Source organism: Bacillus sp. V26, from assembly GCF_034296245.1.
Classification (GTDB): domain Bacteria; phylum Bacillota; class Bacilli; order Bacillales; family Bacillaceae; genus Bacillus; species Bacillus halotolerans.
On the sequence record NZ_JAXKQF010000004.1, the window covers coordinates 274,839 to 294,404 of the forward strand.

At 44.2% G+C, this 19,566-nt stretch carries 15 protein-coding genes and 1 pseudogene; 14 read left to right on the forward strand and 2 right to left on the reverse strand.

Annotated features, from left to right (window positions below; all coding sequences use genetic code 11):
• Positions 1-41 precede the first annotated feature (41 nt).
• The 3 genes from UJ203_RS14720 to UJ203_RS14730 are packed head-to-tail and all read left to right on the forward strand — an operon-like array spanning position 42 to position 1,765.
• Positions 42-440: a secondary thiamine-phosphate synthase enzyme YjbQ gene (locus tag UJ203_RS14720; protein ID WP_095713960.1), complete on the forward strand. Its 399-nt coding sequence runs from the start codon at positions 42-44 to the stop codon at positions 438-440.
• 14 nt (positions 441-454) lie between these two features.
• Positions 455-1,480 carry a nitronate monooxygenase gene (locus UJ203_RS14725; RefSeq protein ID WP_322011849.1) on the forward strand — a complete coding sequence of 342 codons (1,026 nt, stop codon included), beginning with the start codon at positions 455-457 and terminating at the stop codon, positions 1,478-1,480.
• A gap of 30 nt (positions 1,481-1,510) precedes the next feature.
• Positions 1,511-1,765 carry a hypothetical protein gene (locus UJ203_RS14730; protein ID WP_024122638.1) on the forward strand — a complete coding sequence of 85 codons (255 nt, stop codon included), beginning with the start codon at positions 1,511-1,513 and terminating at the stop codon, positions 1,763-1,765.
• 12 nt (positions 1,766-1,777) lie between these two features.
• Here the strand turns inward: UJ203_RS14730 and UJ203_RS14735 are convergent, their stop codons facing one another.
• A complete protein-coding gene (locus tag UJ203_RS14735; protein ID WP_044158904.1) occupies positions 1,778-2,515 on the reverse strand; it encodes a protein-glutamine gamma-glutamyltransferase in 738 nt (245 codons plus the stop codon).
• 154 nt (positions 2,516-2,669) lie between these two features.
• Here UJ203_RS14735 and UJ203_RS14740 point away from each other — a divergent pair, with 154 nt between their 5' ends.
• The 10 genes and pseudogenes from UJ203_RS14740 (at position 2,670) to rhaA (ending at position 17,161) form a co-directional block, all read left to right on the forward strand.
• Entirely contained in the window at positions 2,670-4,658 is a 1,989-nt protein-coding gene (locus tag UJ203_RS14740; RefSeq protein ID WP_322011852.1) for a methyl-accepting chemotaxis protein, read from the forward strand.
• A 173-nt stretch (positions 4,659-4,831) separates the two neighbouring features.
• The gene (locus UJ203_RS14745; RefSeq protein WP_322011853.1) at positions 4,832-6,820 is read left to right on the forward strand and encodes a methyl-accepting chemotaxis protein; all 1,989 of its coding nucleotides are present in this window, start codon (positions 4,832-4,834) and stop codon (positions 6,818-6,820) included.
• Between the two features lie 270 nt (positions 6,821-7,090).
• Positions 7,091-7,987, forward strand: a pseudogene (locus UJ203_RS20925) (cache domain-containing protein); the annotation flags it as partial.
• A complete protein-coding gene (locus UJ203_RS20930) occupies positions 7,982-8,932 on the forward strand; it encodes a methyl-accepting chemotaxis protein (protein ID WP_369810968.1) in 951 nt (316 codons plus the stop codon). The pseudogene UJ203_RS20925 and the gene UJ203_RS20930, both read left to right, overlap by 6 nt.
• Before the next feature lie 112 nt (positions 8,933-9,044).
• Positions 9,045-11,033, forward strand: coding sequence for a methyl-accepting chemotaxis protein TlpB (gene tlpB, locus UJ203_RS14755; RefSeq protein ID WP_322011856.1), 1,989 nt, complete (start codon positions 9,045-9,047; stop codon positions 11,031-11,033).
• Between the two features lie 141 nt (positions 11,034-11,174).
• On the forward strand, positions 11,175-13,244 hold the full coding sequence (locus UJ203_RS14760; RefSeq protein ID WP_322011858.1) for a bifunctional aldolase/short-chain dehydrogenase: 2,070 nt from the start codon (positions 11,175-11,177) through the stop codon (positions 13,242-13,244).
• Positions 13,245-13,301: 57 nt separating this feature from the next.
• The gene (locus UJ203_RS14765; protein ID WP_024122630.1) at positions 13,302-14,087 is read left to right on the forward strand and encodes a DeoR/GlpR family DNA-binding transcription regulator; all 786 of its coding nucleotides are present in this window, start codon (positions 13,302-13,304) and stop codon (positions 14,085-14,087) included.
• Positions 14,084-15,541: a rhamnulokinase gene (gene rhaB / locus UJ203_RS14770; RefSeq protein ID WP_322011860.1), complete on the forward strand. Its 1,458-nt coding sequence runs from the start codon at positions 14,084-14,086 to the stop codon at positions 15,539-15,541. The genes UJ203_RS14765 and rhaB overlap by 4 nt, the downstream gene beginning before the upstream one ends.
• 15 nt (positions 15,542-15,556) lie before the next feature.
• Positions 15,557-15,871: an L-rhamnose mutarotase gene (gene rhaM, locus UJ203_RS14775; RefSeq protein ID WP_059292671.1), complete on the forward strand. Its 315-nt coding sequence runs from the start codon at positions 15,557-15,559 to the stop codon at positions 15,869-15,871.
• A 15-nt stretch (positions 15,872-15,886) separates the two neighbouring features.
• A complete protein-coding gene (gene rhaA / locus UJ203_RS14780) occupies positions 15,887-17,161 on the forward strand; it encodes an L-rhamnose isomerase (protein WP_095713953.1) in 1,275 nt (424 codons plus the stop codon).
• A gap of 40 nt (positions 17,162-17,201) precedes the next feature.
• Here the strand turns inward: rhaA and UJ203_RS14785 are convergent, their stop codons facing one another.
• Complete coding sequence (locus UJ203_RS14785; protein WP_322011863.1) at positions 17,202-18,188, reverse strand: Gfo/Idh/MocA family oxidoreductase; 987 nt, start codon at positions 18,186-18,188, stop codon at positions 17,202-17,204.
• Positions 18,189-18,368: 180 nt separating this feature from the next.
• Between UJ203_RS14785 and UJ203_RS14790 the strand changes: the two genes are divergently transcribed.
• A complete protein-coding gene (locus UJ203_RS14790; RefSeq protein WP_024122625.1) occupies positions 18,369-19,535 on the forward strand; it encodes an AI-2E family transporter in 1,167 nt (388 codons plus the stop codon).
• Positions 19,536-19,566: the final 31 nt, after the last annotated feature.

Sequence of the window (19,566 nt, forward strand, 5' to 3'; positions counted from 1 at the left end):
AACGAATATGCAAAGAGAAGGGGAATTGAAAGGAGAAACAAATGCTGAAAACTCTGCAAATCAAAACAAACAAAAGAGATGAAATGGTTGAAATCACTCACGAGGTGGAAGCGTTTCTTCAAGAAACAGGAGTGGCAAGCGGGGCAGCGCTGATTTACTGTCCGCATACGACGGCGGGCATTACAATTAATGAAAATGCCGATCCCGATGTAAAAAGAGATATGCTCCGAAGATTTGATGAGATGTATCCATGGGACCATGAGCTGGACCGCCATATGGAAGGCAATACAGCTGCACATATGAAGTCCAGTACGGTAGGCGCTTCACAGCATGTCATCATTGAAAACGGGCGTCTCATTCTCGGGACGTGGCAAGGTATTTATTTCTGCGAATTTGACGGCCCGCGTCATCGAACTTGCCATATCAAAATCATGGAATAACAGGAGGTGCTTCTATGACTCAATGGATGAAAGCACTATCATTATCAAAGCCTGTCATTCAGGCGCCGATGGCAGGCGGCCTGGTCACACCCCGACTGGCAGCCGCTGTGTCGAATGAAGGCGCGCTCGGAAGTCTCGCTTCCGGATATCTCAGTCCAGCTACGCTTGAAAAACAAATCATCGAGATGCAGGAATTGACCAGCAGCGCTTTTCAGGTAAATGTGTTTGTGCCGGAAAAAAGAAAGACACCGGACGATAAAACGGTTCACACATGGAAACAGAACATTCCGTTTGCGGAACAGGCGGCTGCTTTTCCTTTAGAGGAGGAAGAGTGGGAGGATTTTCATCAAAAAATAAATCTGATTCTTACATACAATGTAAGAGCCTGTTCATTTACGTTCGGCATTCCGCCTGATGAAAGCATTCATTTATTAAAGAAAAATGGCTGCTGTCTTATCGGAACGGCTACTTCGCCGCAAGAAGCCGTCCTGCTGGAAGAGCGCGGAATGGATATCATCGTGCTGCAAGGCAGTGAAGCAGGCGGCCACCGCGGTTCTTTTCTGCCGGTCAGCGGAGAGTCTGCTATTGGCTTAATGTCACTGGTTCCCCAAGCAGCAGACGCTGTTTCAGCACCCGTGATTGCGGCGGGCGGAATTGCAGACCGCCGCGGCGTCCAAGCGGCTCACTGTCTCGGAGCGCAAGGTGTACAGGTCGGGACTCCGTTTCTTATGTGTGAGGAAAGCGAAGCCTCTGAAACGTACAGACAGGAATTAAAAGAAGCGCATGGAACAGACACGCGCCTTACCGCATTGTTTTCGGGGAAGCCTGCAAGGGGTATAGTCAACCAATGGATGAAAGAGCAACAAGCTGAAGAGGCAAATACACTTCCTTATCCATTGCAAAACACGTTAACAAAACCGATGAGAAAACATGCCGCCGCAGCCAAAGATTCCGGTCACATGTCTCTGTGGGCGGGGCAATCAGTCGGATTGCTCAATGGGCCCGCTGACGTGAAAACGCTGATAGCTGAGCTTTGCTAATCGTAACGTAACTAACAGAGGTGACAGACGATGAACATTCTTCAATATTCTTATAAAAAGAAAGGGAAAATTGAGTTTGTATTTGAAGACTGGCCTCATTCAAAAGTTACAATGGCTCCCATCAAAGGGTATTATTTTGTCCGGTTTATCAAGTGGAGCAGCCAAGATCCCATCGTGACGAGAAATGACCTTGAAAAAATGGAATGGGCTGCGAACCAGTATGTCGGCACAGCCCCTTTCTATCGAAAACGAAAAGCATTTGAAACCCCATCGTCCCCAAAATAGACGGTGGGGTTTTTAGCGGGTGATGGGATAGAGAGACGGAATATCAAGCCTGGTTGCTTGTGAAAGGAGATAAGCTGACTGTACGGCTCCTTTTCGTCTGAAAGAATTCAGCTTATCAATAATTTGCTGAGCGTTTAAAATTCCCAGGCCGTGAGCAAAATATTTGTCCTTTTCTAATAAAATCACATTTTCGCCTCTCCACTGCGCTTTCTGCGGATCAAATTCAGGATTTTTAAAATACAAACAGTCTCCCAGGAAAAAGTGATGTCCCGTTTCCGTATATATCGGCAATTTCTCATAATGCCAGTCATATAAAATAATTCTGTCAAAGGCTGCGTCGAATTTTTCTTCTCCGATGGTTTTAAGCAATGCTAAGTAATAAATCACAACGATTGCCGTCGCGCATTCAAATGCGTAAAACGGGCCGTTTTCTGCAATATCCCGAATCGCCTTTGAAGGCGGCATTTTATACTTAAGCTCCAGAGCCCCTTCCGGTGAAACCCGCCAATACGCTGTATTCCCGTATGTTTTTACAAAGGTGGCGAACTTCGCCCCGCTTTTATGCAGCGCTTTTGCCGATTCAACGATGTTCATGCGCAAATGAAGCTCAAACATCAGTTCAGCGATCGAATGATAATCAAACTGAACGGGTGTATCAATCATTTCTTTTAGCAGCGGATTCAGGTTTTTGTCAATTTGCCAGTTTTCAATGTCTTGGGGACGGAGCCATTGTCCGGATACAATAATCATCTGAAGCCCCCCTTGTTTTTTATAAACTATGCACAAGGCTTGGGCAATGAAAGCTAAAAAGACAGAGAAATGTCAGGAAGGAAATTTCTTCTATTTTAAAAACTTTTTAAAGCAGCCGATATATACTGTATCAAACCTGAAGGAGAAGCTGGATATGAAGACTTTTATCAATTGGCTGACAAAACCGTCTATTTCTAGAAAACTAATGATTTCATTTGTTGTGATTTTAATCATTCCGATTCTTATATTGGAATTCAGTTCTTATCGCTCAGCAAGCGGAAAACTGGATCAGGAAATCATGGGAAATGCGAAAAATAGTGTCGATTCATTTAATACAACAGTTACAAATGATTTAGGAGCAAAAGCGAAAGGCGTCAGCTTTTTCAGCGAATCACTGAAAAGCTCCGCATTTAAAGGAAAATCCAAACAAGAAGAGCTTAAGGCCAAGTTTTCGCAATATGTTTCCATTAACCAAGATGTAGCCAGAATTTACGGAGGGGCAGAAAACGGAACATATGTACAGGCACCGAAAGAAAAATTGCCGGATGGCTACGATCCGAGAAAACGCTCTTGGTACCAGGATGCAATGAAAGCCGGCGGTGAAATCGTAGTGACCGATCCTTATGTGGCAGCCAGCGACGGAAGCATGGTCATTACCATTGCTCAGGAATTGAAGGATGGTTCAGGCGTCGTCGCCATGGATATCACAATTGATAAACTGTTAGAACAGATGAAACAAATTAAAGTCGGAAAAGAAGGCTATGTTTTCATCGCGACGAAAAACAAAACATATGTCGCCCATCAAAACCATAAGGCTGGTGAAAAGCTGTCTGGCGACTGGGTTGCCAAAATGTATGACAAGGACAGCGGCGAGCTGCAGTATACCCTGAATCATGAAGATAAAAAGATGACATATACGACAAATCAACTGACTGGCTGGAAAATTGCCGGCACCATGTATATGAGTGAAATCAAGGAATCCTCAAAATCTGTCCTGACAACAGGCATGATCGTGCTGATTGCTTCAATACTGGCAGGCGGAATGTTAATCCTGTTTATCGTTGGTTCAATCACAAAACCGTTAAAACGTCTGGTTCAATCATCAAAAATGATCAGCAGCGGGGATCTGACAGAAACCATCGAAATCCGTTCGAAAGATGAACTGGGCGAGCTTGGCGAAAGCTTCAACGAAATGGGACAATCCTTGCGTTCGCTTATCAGCGCCATTCAAGACTCGGTTAATAATGTTGCCGCATCATCCGAACAGCTGACTGCATCCGCCGGGCAAACGAGCAAGGCGACGGAGCATATTACAATGGCAATTGAGCAGTTCTCAAACGGAAACGAAGAGCAAAGTGAAAAAGTGGAGTCCAGCTCTCATCAGCTGAACATGATGAATGAAGGGCTCCAGCAAGTCTCACAAACATCATCAGACATTACGAAAGCGTCTATCCAATCAACGGAAATCGCGGGTACAGGCGAGAAGTTTGTCCAGCAGACAGTCGGGCAGATGAATTCAATTAATGAGTCGGTTCAGCAGGCTGAAGCAGTGGTGAAAGGGTTAGAAGAAAAATCAAAAGATATCACGAGTATTTTACGAGTCATCAATGGGATTGCTGATCAAACAAACCTGCTGGCATTAAATGCAGCCATTGAAGCGGCGCGGGCCGGGGAATCTGGACGAGGCTTCTCTGTTGTAGCGGAGGAAGTGCGTAAACTGGCCGTTCAATCTGCAGATTCATCTAAAGAAATCGAGAATCTGATCCAGGAAATCGTTGCAGAAATCGAAACTTCTCTTCACATGTTTAAAGCCGTTAATCAAGAAGTGCAATCAGGGCTAGTTGTCACAGACAATACAAAGGAAAGCTTCCAAAGTATTTTCAGCATGACAAATGAGATTGCAGACAAATTGCAGACGATGAATACAACCGTTGAACAGCTGTCAGGCCGTTCAGAGCATGTATCGGCAGCAGTGAGCGGAATTGCCGATGTTTCAAGAGAAAGCTCGGCAAGCATTCAAGACATTGCTGCATCGGCCGAGGAGCAGCTTGCTTCTATGGAAGAAATCAGTTCATCAGCCACGACCCTGGCGCAGATGGCAGAAGAGCTCCGTGATCTGACAAAGAAATTTAAAATTGAATAAGAGCAAAAAACAGCGCTTATGAAGCGCTGTTTTTTGTATAAGAAATAATATAAAAGACCTGTCTAAACCGGTGAGTTTTGAACTATTTTTCATTTTTTCCTTCATTTCCAATGTAAGATAAAGGAATATCAGCCGATATCATTTGTAAATTATTGAAAGAAGGTTCAAGAGGAATGAAAAAAACACTCACCACCATTCGCAGATCATCAATTGCCAGGAGACTCATTATTTCTTTCCTGCTGATCTTAATTGTCCCGATTACGGCACTATCGGTAAGCGCTTATCAATCAGCCGTTGCATCTCTTGACATACAGATGACGCAAAGCGCAAAGGAAAACGTTCAAATATTAGATAACATTATTGATGGCAAAATCAAAACGACTGAAAAAAGTCTCGCGTTTTTCAGCGATTGGGCGACAGCAGACAAGTTGAAAGACAAGAAAAAAACGGAGCTCAAACAAGAATTTAAACAATTTATTCAAATGAATGACAATGTCGCTGCTGTGTTTTCAAGCAGCAAAGACGGGGCATTCACACGCTATCCGCACGCAGACATGCCGAGTGACTTTAATGCTTTAGAACGTGACTGGTACACAGAAGCCATGGCTAATAAAGGAAAGACAATTGTGACCGAACCTTACGAATCCATTTCATCAGGAAAAATGGTTGTCACCATTGCGCGCCAGACAAAGGACGGATCAGGCGTTGTCGCCATGGATATGAAAATCGATGACCTTGTGGCAACAGCAAAAGAAATCAGTATTGGTAAAGAAGGCTATGCCTTTATCCTCAGCCAAAATAAAAAAGTCATCGCCTACTCCGGTGAAAAAGCGGGAACGCAGTTAGAAGGGGAGTGGATAGACAAACTTTACAAAGACAAAAGCGGCGACTTTGAATATACGCACAAAAGAGAGAAGAAGAAAATGGCGTTCGCCACAAGCGAAACAACAGGCTGGAAAATCAGCGGCACGATGTATGCCGACGAGATTCATGATGCCGCAAGCAGGGTTCTTGTTATGGCATCAGTTGTTCTGGCCATTGCCATTGCAGCCGGAATAACGGCGATTTATTTTGTCATTCGGTCGATTACAAGGCCTTTAAAACGCATCGTTGCGTCAGCTGAAAAAATCAGCAAAGGCGATTTAACAGAAACGATAGAAATCAAATCAAAAGACGAACTCGGGGTTCTGAGCCAAAGCTTCAACAATATGGCGCACTCTCTCCGCTCGCTGATCTGCGGCATCAAAGAATCTGTAGAACATGTCGCCTCATCGTCAGAAGAGCTGACAGCTTCTGCAGATCAGACAAGCAAGGCCACTGAACACATTACAATGGCGATCGAACAATTTTCAAACGGAAGCGAAAACCAGAGCGACAGAATCGAGACGACAACAGAACAAATTAATGAAATGAACGACGGACTGGCAGAGCTGGCCCGGGCAGCGGTAGTCATTACAGAAACCTCTGCAGACTCCACCGAAGTGTCAAGCGCAGGGGAAACACTCGTTCAGAGAACAGCCGGCCAAATGAATACGATTGATCATTCTGTGAAAGAAGCGGAGAAAGTGGTCAAAGGCCTGGAAATCAAATCAAAGGATATTACAAATATTTTACGTGTTATCAACGGCATCGCGGATCAAACCAATCTTTTAGCATTAAATGCCGCCATTGAAGCGGCCAGAGCAGGAGAGTACGGACGAGGCTTTTCTGTGGTTGCTGAAGAAGTGAGAAAACTTGCGGTACAGTCGGCGGATTCAGCAAAGGAAATTGAATCGCTGATCAGTGAAATCGTAAAAGAAATTCATACATCATTAAACGTTCTTCAATCCGTGAATAAAGAAGTGGAAACAGGTCTGGTCATGACAGACGAAACAAAACAAAGCTTTAAACATATATCCAAAATGACGAATCAAATTGCCGCAGAACTGCAAAACATGAATGCGACGGTTGAACAGCTGTCGGCAGGGTCTCAGGAAATTTCCGCTGCTTCTATAGATATCGCCGCTATTTCTAAAGAAAGTTCAGACGGCATTCAAGATATCGCCGCTTCAGCCGAGGAGCAGCTTGCCTCCATGGAAGAAATCAGCTCATCGGCGCAGACGCTTGAAAAAATGTCCGAAGAGCTGCGAGATTTGACAAAACGATTTAAATTGGATGATTAATAGATCTAAATCACTAATTTTTAATAGGGATTTAGTTATTTTTCTTGAATTTCTTCTTTTTTAATGTATATATTTACCCATTTTCAGCCGATATGAAGGGTAGCATAAAAAAGGAGAAATGAACTGATGAAAAAAATACTCCAACTTATCAAACAGAGATCAATTACACGGAAGCTTCTTGTTTCCTTTCTATCGATTCTCATCATACCGGTTGCCATAGTAGCGGCGATTGCTTATGGGTCTGCCAGCAGCTCGCTCGACAGACAGATGATGGGAAGCGCCCTAGAAAATGTACAGCAGCTAAACGAAATCATTAACACCAGCATCGGAGAAAAAGAAAACAGTGCCGAATACTTCAGTGAATGGCTGACACAAAAGAAATATAAAGCAAAGAGCAATGCCAGCATTGAAGAGAAATTCTCACAATATATTAAAATCAATAAAGACGTGGAATCCATTTATACGAGTGACAAAGACGGACGCTTTACCCGTTATCCGGATCTGCCGATGCCAAGCGATTATAATCCCGTTGAACGGGACTGGTACAAAAAAGCGGTTGCCAATAATGGCAAAGCCGTCATAACAGATCCATACAAAACAGCATCTACGAACACAATGGTTGTGACAATTGCCCAGCAGACAAAAGACGGATCAGGCGTTATCGCAATCAACATGACGATCGATAACCTGCTGAAAACGACGAAACAAGTGAACATCGGCACAGAAGGCTATGCTTTTATTATGACGAAAGACAAAAAGGTCGTTGCGCATCCTGACGAGACTTCAGGTACCGAATTGAAAGGCGACTGGCTTGAACAGATGCTGTCTGCCGATAAAGGCGATTTTCAATACAGCATGAACGGCGATAAGAAAAAAATGGCCTTTGATACGAACAAGCTAACGGGATGGAAGATAGGCGGAACGATGTATCTGGACGAGATTCATGATGCGGCTAAGCCTGTGCTTCACCTCGCATTAATTGTCCTGATTGCAGCCATTCTCGTTGGTATCATCGTGATGACATTGGTTATTCGATCAATCACGACACCGCTGAAACAGCTTGTCGGTTCATCTAAGCGGATCAGTGAGGGAGATTTAACGGAAACGATTGATATCCGTTCAAAAGATGAACTGGGCGAACTGGGCAAAAGCTTTAACAATATGGCGTCTTCACTTCGCTCTCTCATACACGCCATTCAGGATTCGGTAGACAATGTTGCCGCTTCCTCCGAGGAATTGACGGCATCTGCCGCGCAAACAAGCAAGGCGACCGAGCATATCACATTGGCGATAGAACAATTTTCAAACGGCAATGAAAAACAAAATGAAAACATCGAAACAGCGGCCGAGCATATTTATCAGATGAATGACGGGTTGACGAATATGGCTCAAGCTTCTGAAGTCATTACAGATTCATCTGTTCAATCGACAGAAATCGCGAGTGCGGGCGGACAGCTTGTTCATCAGACTGTCGGCCAAATGAACGTGATAGACAAGTCCGTGAAAGAAGCGGAACAAGTTGTTCGCGGATTGGAAACCAAATCAAAAGACATCACAAACATTCTGCGCGTGATTAACGGTATTGCTGACCAAACGAACCTGCTTGCACTAAACGCTGCCATTGAAGCGGCGCGCGCAGGCGAATACGGGCGCGGCTTCTCAGTCGTAGCGGAAGAAGTCAGAAAACTGGCTGTACAGTCCGCTGATTCAGCTAAAGAGATTGAAGCGCTCATCATTGAAATCGTGAAAGAAATCAACACATCTCTCGGCATGTTCCAGTCTGTGAACCAAGAGGTGCAAACAGGCCTTGACATCACAGATCAAACAGAGACAAGCTTTAAACGAATTTCTGAAATGACAAACCAGATAGCCGGAGAACTGCAAAACATGAGTGCGACGGTTCAGCAGCTTTCTGCCAGCTCTGAAGAGGTATCGGGAGCGTCTGAGCATATTGCATCGATTTCAAAAGAAAGCTCAGCCCACATTCAAGATATCGCGGCATCAGCCGAAGAGCAGCTTGCTTCTATGGAAGAAATCAGCTCTTCAGCAGAAACACTTTCAAGCATGGCTGAAGAGCTTCGCGATATGACAAAACGATTCAAAATCGAATAATGAGTCAAAACACCCAAGGTTCTGCGCTTGGGTGTTTTTTTTAGTTTTTTTATTAAAGCTTTTATCCTAGCTTGACGATATTATTTTTAGCTTAAAGGAGGAATTATCGAGAATGGGAAAATTCATACATTGGATCAAACAGCCATCAATCAGCAAACCGCTTATCGCTGCGTTTCTGACAGTGCTCATTTTGCCGATTGGGGTGTTAGCATATTTCAGTTATCAATCAGCTTGGAACGCACTGGACAGGGAACTTACGAATAGTGCAATAGGAAACGTTGAAGAACTCAACAGCACACTTGAAAACAAATTGAAAAATAAAGCAAAAGCAATTGATTATTACAGCGAGACGATTGAAAAGGACATATTACAAGGCAAAAACAAAACCTTACTGAATGAAAAATTTAAGCAGTACACAACACTAAATGCCGATGTAGGAGCAATCTATGCGGCTTCAGAAAATAAAAAGCTTTACAAATATCCGGAAAGCGGCGTTCCTAAAGGTTTCGATCCGACAGAACGTGACTGGTACAAACAAGCCGTTGCGAAAAAAGGACAGGCTGTATTCTCAGAGCCGTATACTGACGAAGCGACAGGGGATATCGTTGTTACGATTTCCAAACAATTAAAAGATGGCTCAGGGGTCATAGCGCTTGATTTAAATCTGGATGAAGTGCTGGCAGCTTCACAGAGAATAAAAATCGGTAAAAACGGCTTTGCATTTATTACAACAGGCAACAAAAAATATATCGCCCATCCGACGATTAAGCCTGGAACAACTGGATCCGGCGACTGGACAAAAGAGGTATATTCAAAAGCAGACGGCTCATTTGAATATACCTTCGAAGGCAAAGAAAAGAAAATGGCATTTGCGACAAATAAACTGACAGGGTGGAAAATCGCGGGTACGTACTTTGTCAGTGAATTGCAAGATGCTTCAAGTCCGGTACTGAACACTGCCGTTATCATTCTATGCGTGTCAATTGTGATCGGCGGCATACTCATTCTCTTTATTATACGCGCCATCACCAAACCGTTAAGAAAACTGGTTTCAACATCTGCGAAAATCAGCAGCGGAGATTTAACGGAAGTGATTGATATTCAGTCGAAAAATGAGTTTGGTCAGCTAGGAGAAAGCTTTAACGAGATGTCTGAATCATTGCGTTCTGTCATCGGTGTTATTCAAACGTCTGTAGAAAATGTGGCATCATCTTCTGAAGAACTGACGGCAAGTGCAGCCCAAACGAGTAAGGCGACTGAACACATTACGCTGGCAATCGAACAGTTTTCAAATGGCAACGAGGCGCAAAGCGAGAAATTGGAAACAAGCTCAGATCATCTTTCTCAAATGAACCACGGCATATCAAAAGTGGCTCAGGCTTCATCAACCATTACAAAGTCTTCAATCCAGTCCTCTGAGGCAGCCGGAAGCGGAGAAAAACTGGTAGAGCACACAGTCGGCCAAATGAAGACAATCGATGAATCCGTTCAAAAAGCTGAAGCCGTCGTCAAAGGCCTTGAAACAAAATCTCAGGACATTACCAGCATCTTAAATGTAATCAATGGCATTGCCGATCAAACGAACTTGTTGGCTTTAAATGCAGCAATTGAGGCAGCCAGAGCCGGAGAATACGGCAGAGGCTTCTCTGTTGTAGCGGAAGAGGTCAGAAAACTTGCTGTGCAATCTGCAAGTTCTGCGAAGGAAATTGAAGGATTAATTCAAGAGATTGTCAGAGAAATCAGCACGTCGCTCTCTATGTTCCAATCCGTGAATCATGAAGTAAAAGAAGGTTTGCAAATTACAGATCAAACAGCTGAAAGCTTTAAGCAAATCTATGAGATGACATCGCAAATATCCGGTGAATTGCAAAATCTGAATGCGACGGTTGAACAGCTGTCAGTCGGATCACAGGAAGTATCAAGTGCGGTTGAGGAGATTTCCGCAGTAGCGAAAGAAGGCTCAGCAGGCATTCAAGATATCGCAGCTTCGGCGGAAGAGCAGCTTGCGTCTATGGAGGAAATCAGCTCTTCAGCTGAAACATTGGCGAACATGGCGGAAGAACTTCAAGACATTACGAAAAAATTTAAAATTGAATCTTAATAGAAAAAGAAAGCGGCATATCTTTGCTGCTTTTTTTTGTTTCTGGATAAAAAACAAAAATAAACAAAAGGTATTCAAAAATAAACAAACATCAGATATAATGAAAGCGGATACAAATAAAAGGGACGGGGGAAGATGAAAATGGTGAAACATGTATGGGAATCAGAACATGCCGCCCAGCTGCCAAAGGGTGTTGAAGAATTGGTGTATCGGTCCAATTTAATCGGAGCAGACCGCACTGTATGCAACTGGGGCGGCGGCAATACGTCGATGAAAACAGCGGAGAAGGATTTTAGAGGCCGTGAAACAGAAGTGATGTGGGTAAAAGGAAGCGGCTCAGACTTGGCAACAATGAAAGCGCATAACTTTACCGGCCTGAGATTAGATGACATCCGTCCGCTGATTGAAAGAGACCAGATGTCAGATGAAGAAATGGTAGATTACTTGTCTCATTGTATGATAGACAGCAAACATCCCCGCCCTTCCATTGAAACACTCTTACACGCATTTCTGCCATACAATCATGTTGACCATACCCATCCGGATGCGATTATCAGCATTTGCTGCGCAGATAATGGAAAACAAATTGCCGAAGATATTTACGGCAGCCGGTTTGTATGGGTGCCATACGTTCGCCCGGGATTTACTCTGTCTAAAATGATCGCAGACGGCGTGGCAAACAATCCAAATGCCGAGCTTGTCTTAATGGAAAAACACGGCTTAGTCACTTGGGGAGATACGTCAGAGAAGTGTTATGAGAAAACGATCTCCATTATTCAAGAAGCCGAGCAGTACATTCATGAACGCATCAACCAAAAACAGCGATTCGGCGGCAGACGATACCAGTCACTGCCAGCTGATAAGCGGAAACAAATTCTCGCGGGTATCATGCCTGTTATCCGAGGAGCTGTAAGCGATGAAAAGAAAATGATCCTCTCCTATGACGCTCATGAAGAGGTATTGGAATTTGTAAACAGCGTGCAAGCGCCGGAGCTTTCTCAAATTGGCGCTGCGTGTCCGGATCACCTCGTTCATACGAAGCGTGTCCCGCTGTACATTGAATGGAATCCGGAAACGCAAGATGCACAGGAGCTGGAGGATCTTCTGAAGTCAGGGATCGAGCGCTTCAAAGCAGAGTATCAAGCTTACTTTGCACGCAATCAGCAGGAAGGGGATCAAATCTTTGAATCAGCGCCGCGTGTCATATTGATTCCTGGCATTGGAATGGTCAATACGGGAAAAAGCCTTGCCATGTCAAAAGTTAGCGGTGCTTTATACCAGAGAGCTATTGCTGTAATGAAAGGCTCTGCCTCACTCGGACGATTTGTTTCATTAAACGAAAATGAATCCTATCATGTTGAATACTGGCCGCTGGAATTATATAAACTCACGCTGGCCCCGCCGGAAGCAGAATTTTCTCGAAAAGTAGCATTGATAACAGGTGGCGCCGGCGGAATCGGAAGTGCAGCCTGCCGGCACTTTGCAGCAGAAGGCGGACACGTGATCGCGGCTGACCTGAATGGAGAAGGCGCACAAAAAATTGCCGAGGAAATAAACGAAACGTACGGAGAAGGACGCGCAATGGCTGTCAAAATGGATGTGACAAATGAAGATGAGGTACAGTCTGCCTTTGAACAAGCAGCGCTTACCTACGGCGGCGTTGACATTGTCGTTAATAATGCAGGACTGGCAACATCAAGCCCTTTTGACGAAACAAGTCTAAAAGAATGGAATCTCAATATCAATGTATTGGGAACCGGCTATTTTCTCGTGGCCCGCGAAGCGTTTAAGCAAATGAAACAGCAAAACATAGGCGGAAGCATGGTGTTTGTGGGATCGAAAAACGCTGTCTATGCGGGAAAAAACGCTTCAGCCTACAGTTCGGTAAAAGCACTTGAAACCCATTTGGCTCGATGTATTGCGGCAGAAGGAGGAGAATACGGCATTCGTGTAAACTCAGTTTTGCCTGACGCGGTTCTCCAAGGCTCAGCGATTTGGGGGTCAAGCTGGCGGGAGGAACGGGCTGCGGCATATGGAATAGAGCCGGATCAGCTAGAGGAACATTATCGAAAACGCACAACGCTTTTGGTTAATATTTACCCTCAGGATATTGCCGAATCAATCGCGTTTTTGGCTTCTTCTAAAGCTGAAAAGACGACAGGGTGTATGATTACAGTAGACGGCGGCGTCCCGGCAGCTTTTTCGCGTTAGAAGTATGCTATGATTTGGGAAAAGCAAGACGGATATTCATGAGGAAGGACGTTACCGATGTTAGTAGCAGAGCGGCAGAAAAAAATAGTCGAACTAGTGAATAAGCGTTTAAGCATCCGCGTATCCGAATTGAGTGACATATTTTCTGTCACAGAAGAAACGATTCGGCGGGACCTGGAGAAGCTTGAGAAAGAGCATAAGCTGAGCCGCAGCCACGGAGGTGCGGTCAGCATTCAGCAGCAGGAGTCAGAAATTCATTTTTCTGAACGTGAAATTACAAATGTAATAGAGAAAAAAGCCATTGCTCACGAAGCGGCCAAATATGTAAAAAGCGGTGACCGAATCATTCTCGATGCAAGCACCACTGCATGGTACATGGCGAAAATACTCCCTGATATTGAGCTCACCGTCATTACAAACTCAATGAAGGCAGCCATTGAACTGAGCAAAAAACAAAAAATATCAGTTATTTCAACCGGCGGTATCTTGCTGACAAAATCATTATCATTTGCGGGACCGTTAGCTGAGCGTTCACTTGAAACTTATCATGTAAATAAAACTTTTCTGTCCTGCCAAGGGTTTGATATGGAACATGGAATGAGCGACTCAAATGAGTGGCAGGCACTGCTTAAAATACGGATGATTGAAAGATCGGATCAGACCATTTTGATGGCCGATTCAAGCAAATGGGGGAACCGCGAGTTTTCACATATCGCCTCTTTGCAGGATGTCAGCTGCATCATTACCGATTCCAGACTTGATCCGGTATCAGTAAAAGCCCTTGAAGAAAAGAATGTGAAAGTAACAGCCGTCCCCCTTCCTAAAGAAAGGGTGAAAGGATGATATATGCTGCTGTTGATATAGGGGCATCAAGCGGGAGAGTCATAATAGGCGAACTCCAGGAAGGAAAGCTTGCAGTACAAGAGATTCACCGATTTGCAAACGGCTTCATGCAAAGAGACGGACATGGCTATTGGGATATTGATCATTTGCTAGAGCAAATCCTGCAAGGGCTGCAAAAGGTGAAAGCTCTTGGCTATGACTGCTGCACCGTCGGCATTGATACATGGGCCGTTGATTACGTCTTGCTGGATGAGAAAGGCAGCCGCTTACGAGAAGTCATATCATACCGGGATAAAAGAACAGAGAACACAATGGAGAAGCTTGCGCAAACGATATCAAAAGAAACAATCTATCAAAAAACAGGCATTCAGTTTCAGCCTTTTAACACAATCTATCAATTATATGAAGAAGACCAGGAGCTGCTGAGAAAAACAAAGCAGATTTTAATGGTGCCGGATTATTTAGGCTATTGCTTAACCGGCAAAGCAGCAGCGGAAATCACAAATGCGTCCACGACACAGCTCTTAAACGCCTTAACAGGAAAGTTTGATCCCGAATTGCTCGAAGCCGTGTCTGTTAAGGAACAGCAATTTCCGCCGCTGACTGAACCGGGACAGGAACTCGGCATGCTAAGAAATGATTGGTTTCCAGGCTATGATCTGCCGGCTTGCAGGGTGGTTACCGTCGCAACACATGATACTGCTTCAGCTGTCCTCGCCGCACCAGGCATAAACAACGATTGGGCGTATATCAGCAGCGGAACATGGTCGCTAATCGGAATTGAGAACGAAACGCCGATTATAAATAAACTCGCATTGAAAAACAATTATACAAATGAACGCGGCGCAAACAACACCATTCGTTTCCTGAAAAACATCATTGGCATGTGGATGATACAAGAAGTCCGGAAACAATTACGAGAAGATTATAATTTTCAGCAATTGGCAGAAGAAGCTGGAGAAACAAAACCGTTTCAGCAGTTTATCAACTTAAATGATGATCGTTTTCTGAATCCGAACGACATGATAAAGGAAATACAACATTATTGCAGAGAAACCTTCCAACAGATTCCTCACACAGCAGGCGAACTTGCCTGCTGTATCTACAGCAATTTAGCCATCATCTATGCGATAGCCATCTCAGAACTAGAAACCATTACAGGGAAAAACATTCAACAGCTTCATATTATTGGAGGAGGCGCCCAAAACGACTTCTTAAATCAATTAACCGCTGATATGAGCGGAAAAACGGTATACGCCGGACCTGCTGAGGCGACAGCCATCGGAAATCTGCTGATGCAAATGATTGCTGCCAAAGAAATAAAGGACGTAAACCAGGCCCGCAAGACCGTCAGAAACTCCTTTCCCATAAAAGTGTTTATGCCTAAAGATACTGACCGAAGCGCCATCATTCAGTCCTATCATCAAACTGTTTTGAAAGCGCTATCTAAATGAAAAGAGGTGATCAGCTTGAAAAGAAAAGCGAGTATCATGTTCGTTCATAAAGATAAATTCAAGGAATACAAACAGCGGCATGATGACATTTGGCCAGAAATGGCAGAAGCGCTTAAAGCCCATGGCGCGCATCACTATTCTATTTTTTTAGACGAAGAGACAGGCCGGTTATTTGCTTATTTAGAGATAGAGGATGAGGAAAAGTGGAAGAAGATGGCGGACACAGAGGTTTGCCGCAGATGGTGGAAATCAATGGCGCCATTAATGAAAACAAACGCCGATGACAGTCCCGTTTCAATCGATCTGAAGGAAGTCTTTTATTTCGAATAAAAGGGAGAGAGCCGTATGACGATAAAAGCGAATTATGACAGCGCAAAACAAGAATATGAAAAATGGGGAATTGATGTTGAAGCTGTGTTCCGGCAATTGCAGCAAGTTCCGATCTCAATCCACTGCTGGCAGGGCGATGACATTGAAGGGTTTGAAGTGAATAAGGGCGAGCTTTCCGGCGGCATTGACGTCACAGGCAATTATCCCGGAAAAGCGCAAACCCCCGAAGAATTAAGAAGAGATCTGGAGAAAGCTCTGTCTCTCATCCCGGGAAAGCATCGGGTCAACCTGCACGCTATATACGCAGAAACAAACGGAGAAGTTGTAGAACGTGATCAGCTGAAGCCGCATCACTTTGAAAATTGGGTGAAGTGGGCGAAGGGTCTTGGTATCGGATTAGATTTCAATCCGACACTGTTTTCACATGAGAAAGCGGATGACGGGCTTACACTTGCACACCCTGATCCATCCATCCGGGAGTTTTGGATTCATCACTGCATCGCGTGCCGCCGCATCGGAGCGTATTTCGGCAAAGAATTAGGTACGCCTTGCTTGACGAATATTTGGATTCCGGACGGCTATAAGGATATTCCGAGTGACAGGCTGACGCCGCGCAAAAGATTAAAAGAATCATTGGATCGGATATTCCGAGAGGAAATCAGTGAAGATTACAATGTTGATTCGGTCGAGAGCAAGCTGTTCGGACTTGGATCAGAATCATATGTCGTCGGGTCTCATGAGTTTTATTTAGCCTATGCTTTAACGAACCATAAGTTATGCTTGCTCGATACGGGACATTTCCACCCGACAGAAACGGTATCAAACAAGATCTCGGCGATGCTGCTTTACACAGACAAACTCGCCTTGCACGTATCCCGGCCCGTTCGCTGGGACAGTGACCATGTCGTGATGTTAGACGATGAATTGAGAGAAATCGCCCTTGAGATCGTCCGTAATCAGGCATTAGAGAAAGTCGCCATCGGTCTGGATTTTTTCGATGCCAGCATTAACCGTGTCGCCGCTTGGACTATCGGAACGAGAAATATGATGAAAGCTTTAATGTACGCTTTGCTTCTTCCGAATGACCATTTAAAACAATTGCAGGATGAGGGGCGCTTTACAGAAAGGCTGGCGCTGATGGAGGAATTTAAAACCTATCCTTTCGGTGCCATCTGGGATTATTACTGTGAGCAAATGGGAGTGCCGGTAAAAGAGGCTTGGCTTGATGATATCAAAGAATATGAACAAAACGTGCTTTTCAAAAGACAGGCATCCTCACCGATCGTTTAAAAAAATCCGCCCGCGTGCAACATGCCGCGGGCGGATTTTTTTAGGCTTGATCAGCAGGGTACACAATACCCATCTGTTTTCTTGCTTCCTCCATGATGTTAGCAGTGATCAAGGAGCGTTCATATGTATTTTCTTCAGATTCCTGTTTCTTCTCTTTCACGAGTGAAACAAATTCAGCTGCTTCGTAAAACATTGCCGGTTTAGGATCAGAGAGCGAAATGTTTTCCAGGCGGCCGTCACGATAGCGGATTTCCACTCGTTCAGGGCGATGGATCGTATCTAATACAATTGTCCCGTCTTCTCCTTGGATTTCAGCAGGCGCGTAGGAGGTTGAGATTTTAGAATGCATCAGTACGGCTTCAAACCCGTCATATGAGAGAATGACGGTACCTTCTCCATCAACGCCGGAAGATAAAGTGTATCCGTTCGCTTTCACGGCTTTCGGCTCTCCAAACAGCACAACGGCAGGGTAAATACAATAGATGCCGATATCCATCAATGAGCCGTTAGACAGCTCAGGCTGAAACGCGTTCAAAACAGTTCCGTTTCTAAACGCATCATACCTTGAAGAGTACTGACAGTAGCTTGCGGTAAATCTGCGGATTGTGCCGATTTTGTGGAAGTGTTTTTTCAGCTCTTTAAAATTAGGCAGGAATGTGGTCTTCATTGCTTCCATGAGGACAACACCATTCGCTCTGGCGGCTGAAATCATCTCTTCTGTTTCTCTGGCATTTGAAGCAAGCGGTTTCTCGCATAGCACATGTTTGCCATGTTTCATAAAGAGGATCGCCTGCTCCTTGTGAAGAGCATTCGGGCTGGCGAGATATACAGCATCAAAGCCATCGCTTGCCGCCATTTCCTGAAGGTCGGAGAAGGTATGTGCAGCCCCATGCCGAGCGGCAAACTCAGCGGCGCGTTCAGGTGTTCTTGAATAAACGGCTGTGAGCCGGAAATCTTCAATTTCTGAAGCTGCTTCTAGAAAGCGGTCTGTAATCCAGTTGGTTCCTACTATTGCAAATCGTATCACGCATATCGCTCCTTTTGTATGATATAGCTAAATTATAGCTTAAAAAGAAGAAAAGCACATGATAGATCAAATCACATTTTTTAGATAAGGAAGTTTTTCCAGCAATTAGCGGTTTTTATTTTTCATTATAGGTACGATAGTGTACAATTTACTTAAACTATGTATGACGGAGGAACGATAGTGGAGACGTTGCAAACATGGAGCGGCAGATTCAAGCGATTCTTCTTGGACAATAAGTTTGTTTTATTTCTGCTTGTTCTGCTGCTGATTGGTTTAAATATTCTCGTATTTACAAAAACATCATTTATATTCACCCCGATCATTGTTCTGCTCAAAACGATATCGCTTCCGATTATTTTAACAGGCATTGTTTTTTATCTGTTAAACCCTGTCGTTGATTTCCTTGAGAGAAGAAGAATCAGAAGAATCTATTCCATTTTGCTGTTATATCTGTTGATTATCGGGCTGATCACGATCACAATCGTGTCGATTATCCCCTTTTTAAAAGAGCAAATTATGAGTTTGATTGACAACATCCCGAGATATGTGGATGTTGTTGAGAATCAGACAAAAGAACTGATCGGCAGTAACTTTGTCAATCAGGCGCAGCAAACGATGAACATTAATATATCTGATCTCGCGACAAAGGTGTCAGATCAGGCAGCGACGATTGTAAACAGCACCTTTACCGGCGTTGGGAATTTTATCGGCGCCTTAACCGAGATTATCATTTCGATCGTGACAGTTCCATTTATTCTTTTCTATCTGTTAAAGGACGGAAAGAAATTGCCGATCTACATACTGAAGTTTGTGCCGACACAATTAAAAGAGCAAACATACACAGTTTTAAGCGAAATGAATCATCGGCTAAGTTCTTATATCAGAGGACAGATCATTGTCAGCTTCTGCATTGGATTTTTGCTGTTTATCGGCTATTTGATCATCGGACTGGATTACGCTTCGCTACTTGCCGTTATTGCGGCTTGTACAAGCATCGTGCCGTATTTAGGTCCGACAATCGCCATTACGCCTGCGATCATTATCGCTATTGTGACATCGCCTCTGATGCTGCTCAAGCTTGTGATCGTCTGGACAATTGTTCAGCTTATTGAAGGGAAACTGATCTCCCCGCAAATTATGGGGAAAAACCTTCATATCCACCCAATCACCATTATTTTTCTGCTGTTAACCGCCGGCAAGCTGTTTGGTGTTATCGGAATTATTCTTGCGATTCCGGGCTATGCGGTTGCCAAAGTCATTACGACACATTTATTTGACTGGTTTAAAATGCAGTCGCATCTATACGATGAAGAAAAAAATGAAAATGCAAAGAGTCATAAAGCATAAATTTCATTTATAGTTATATAAGACGGGCTTT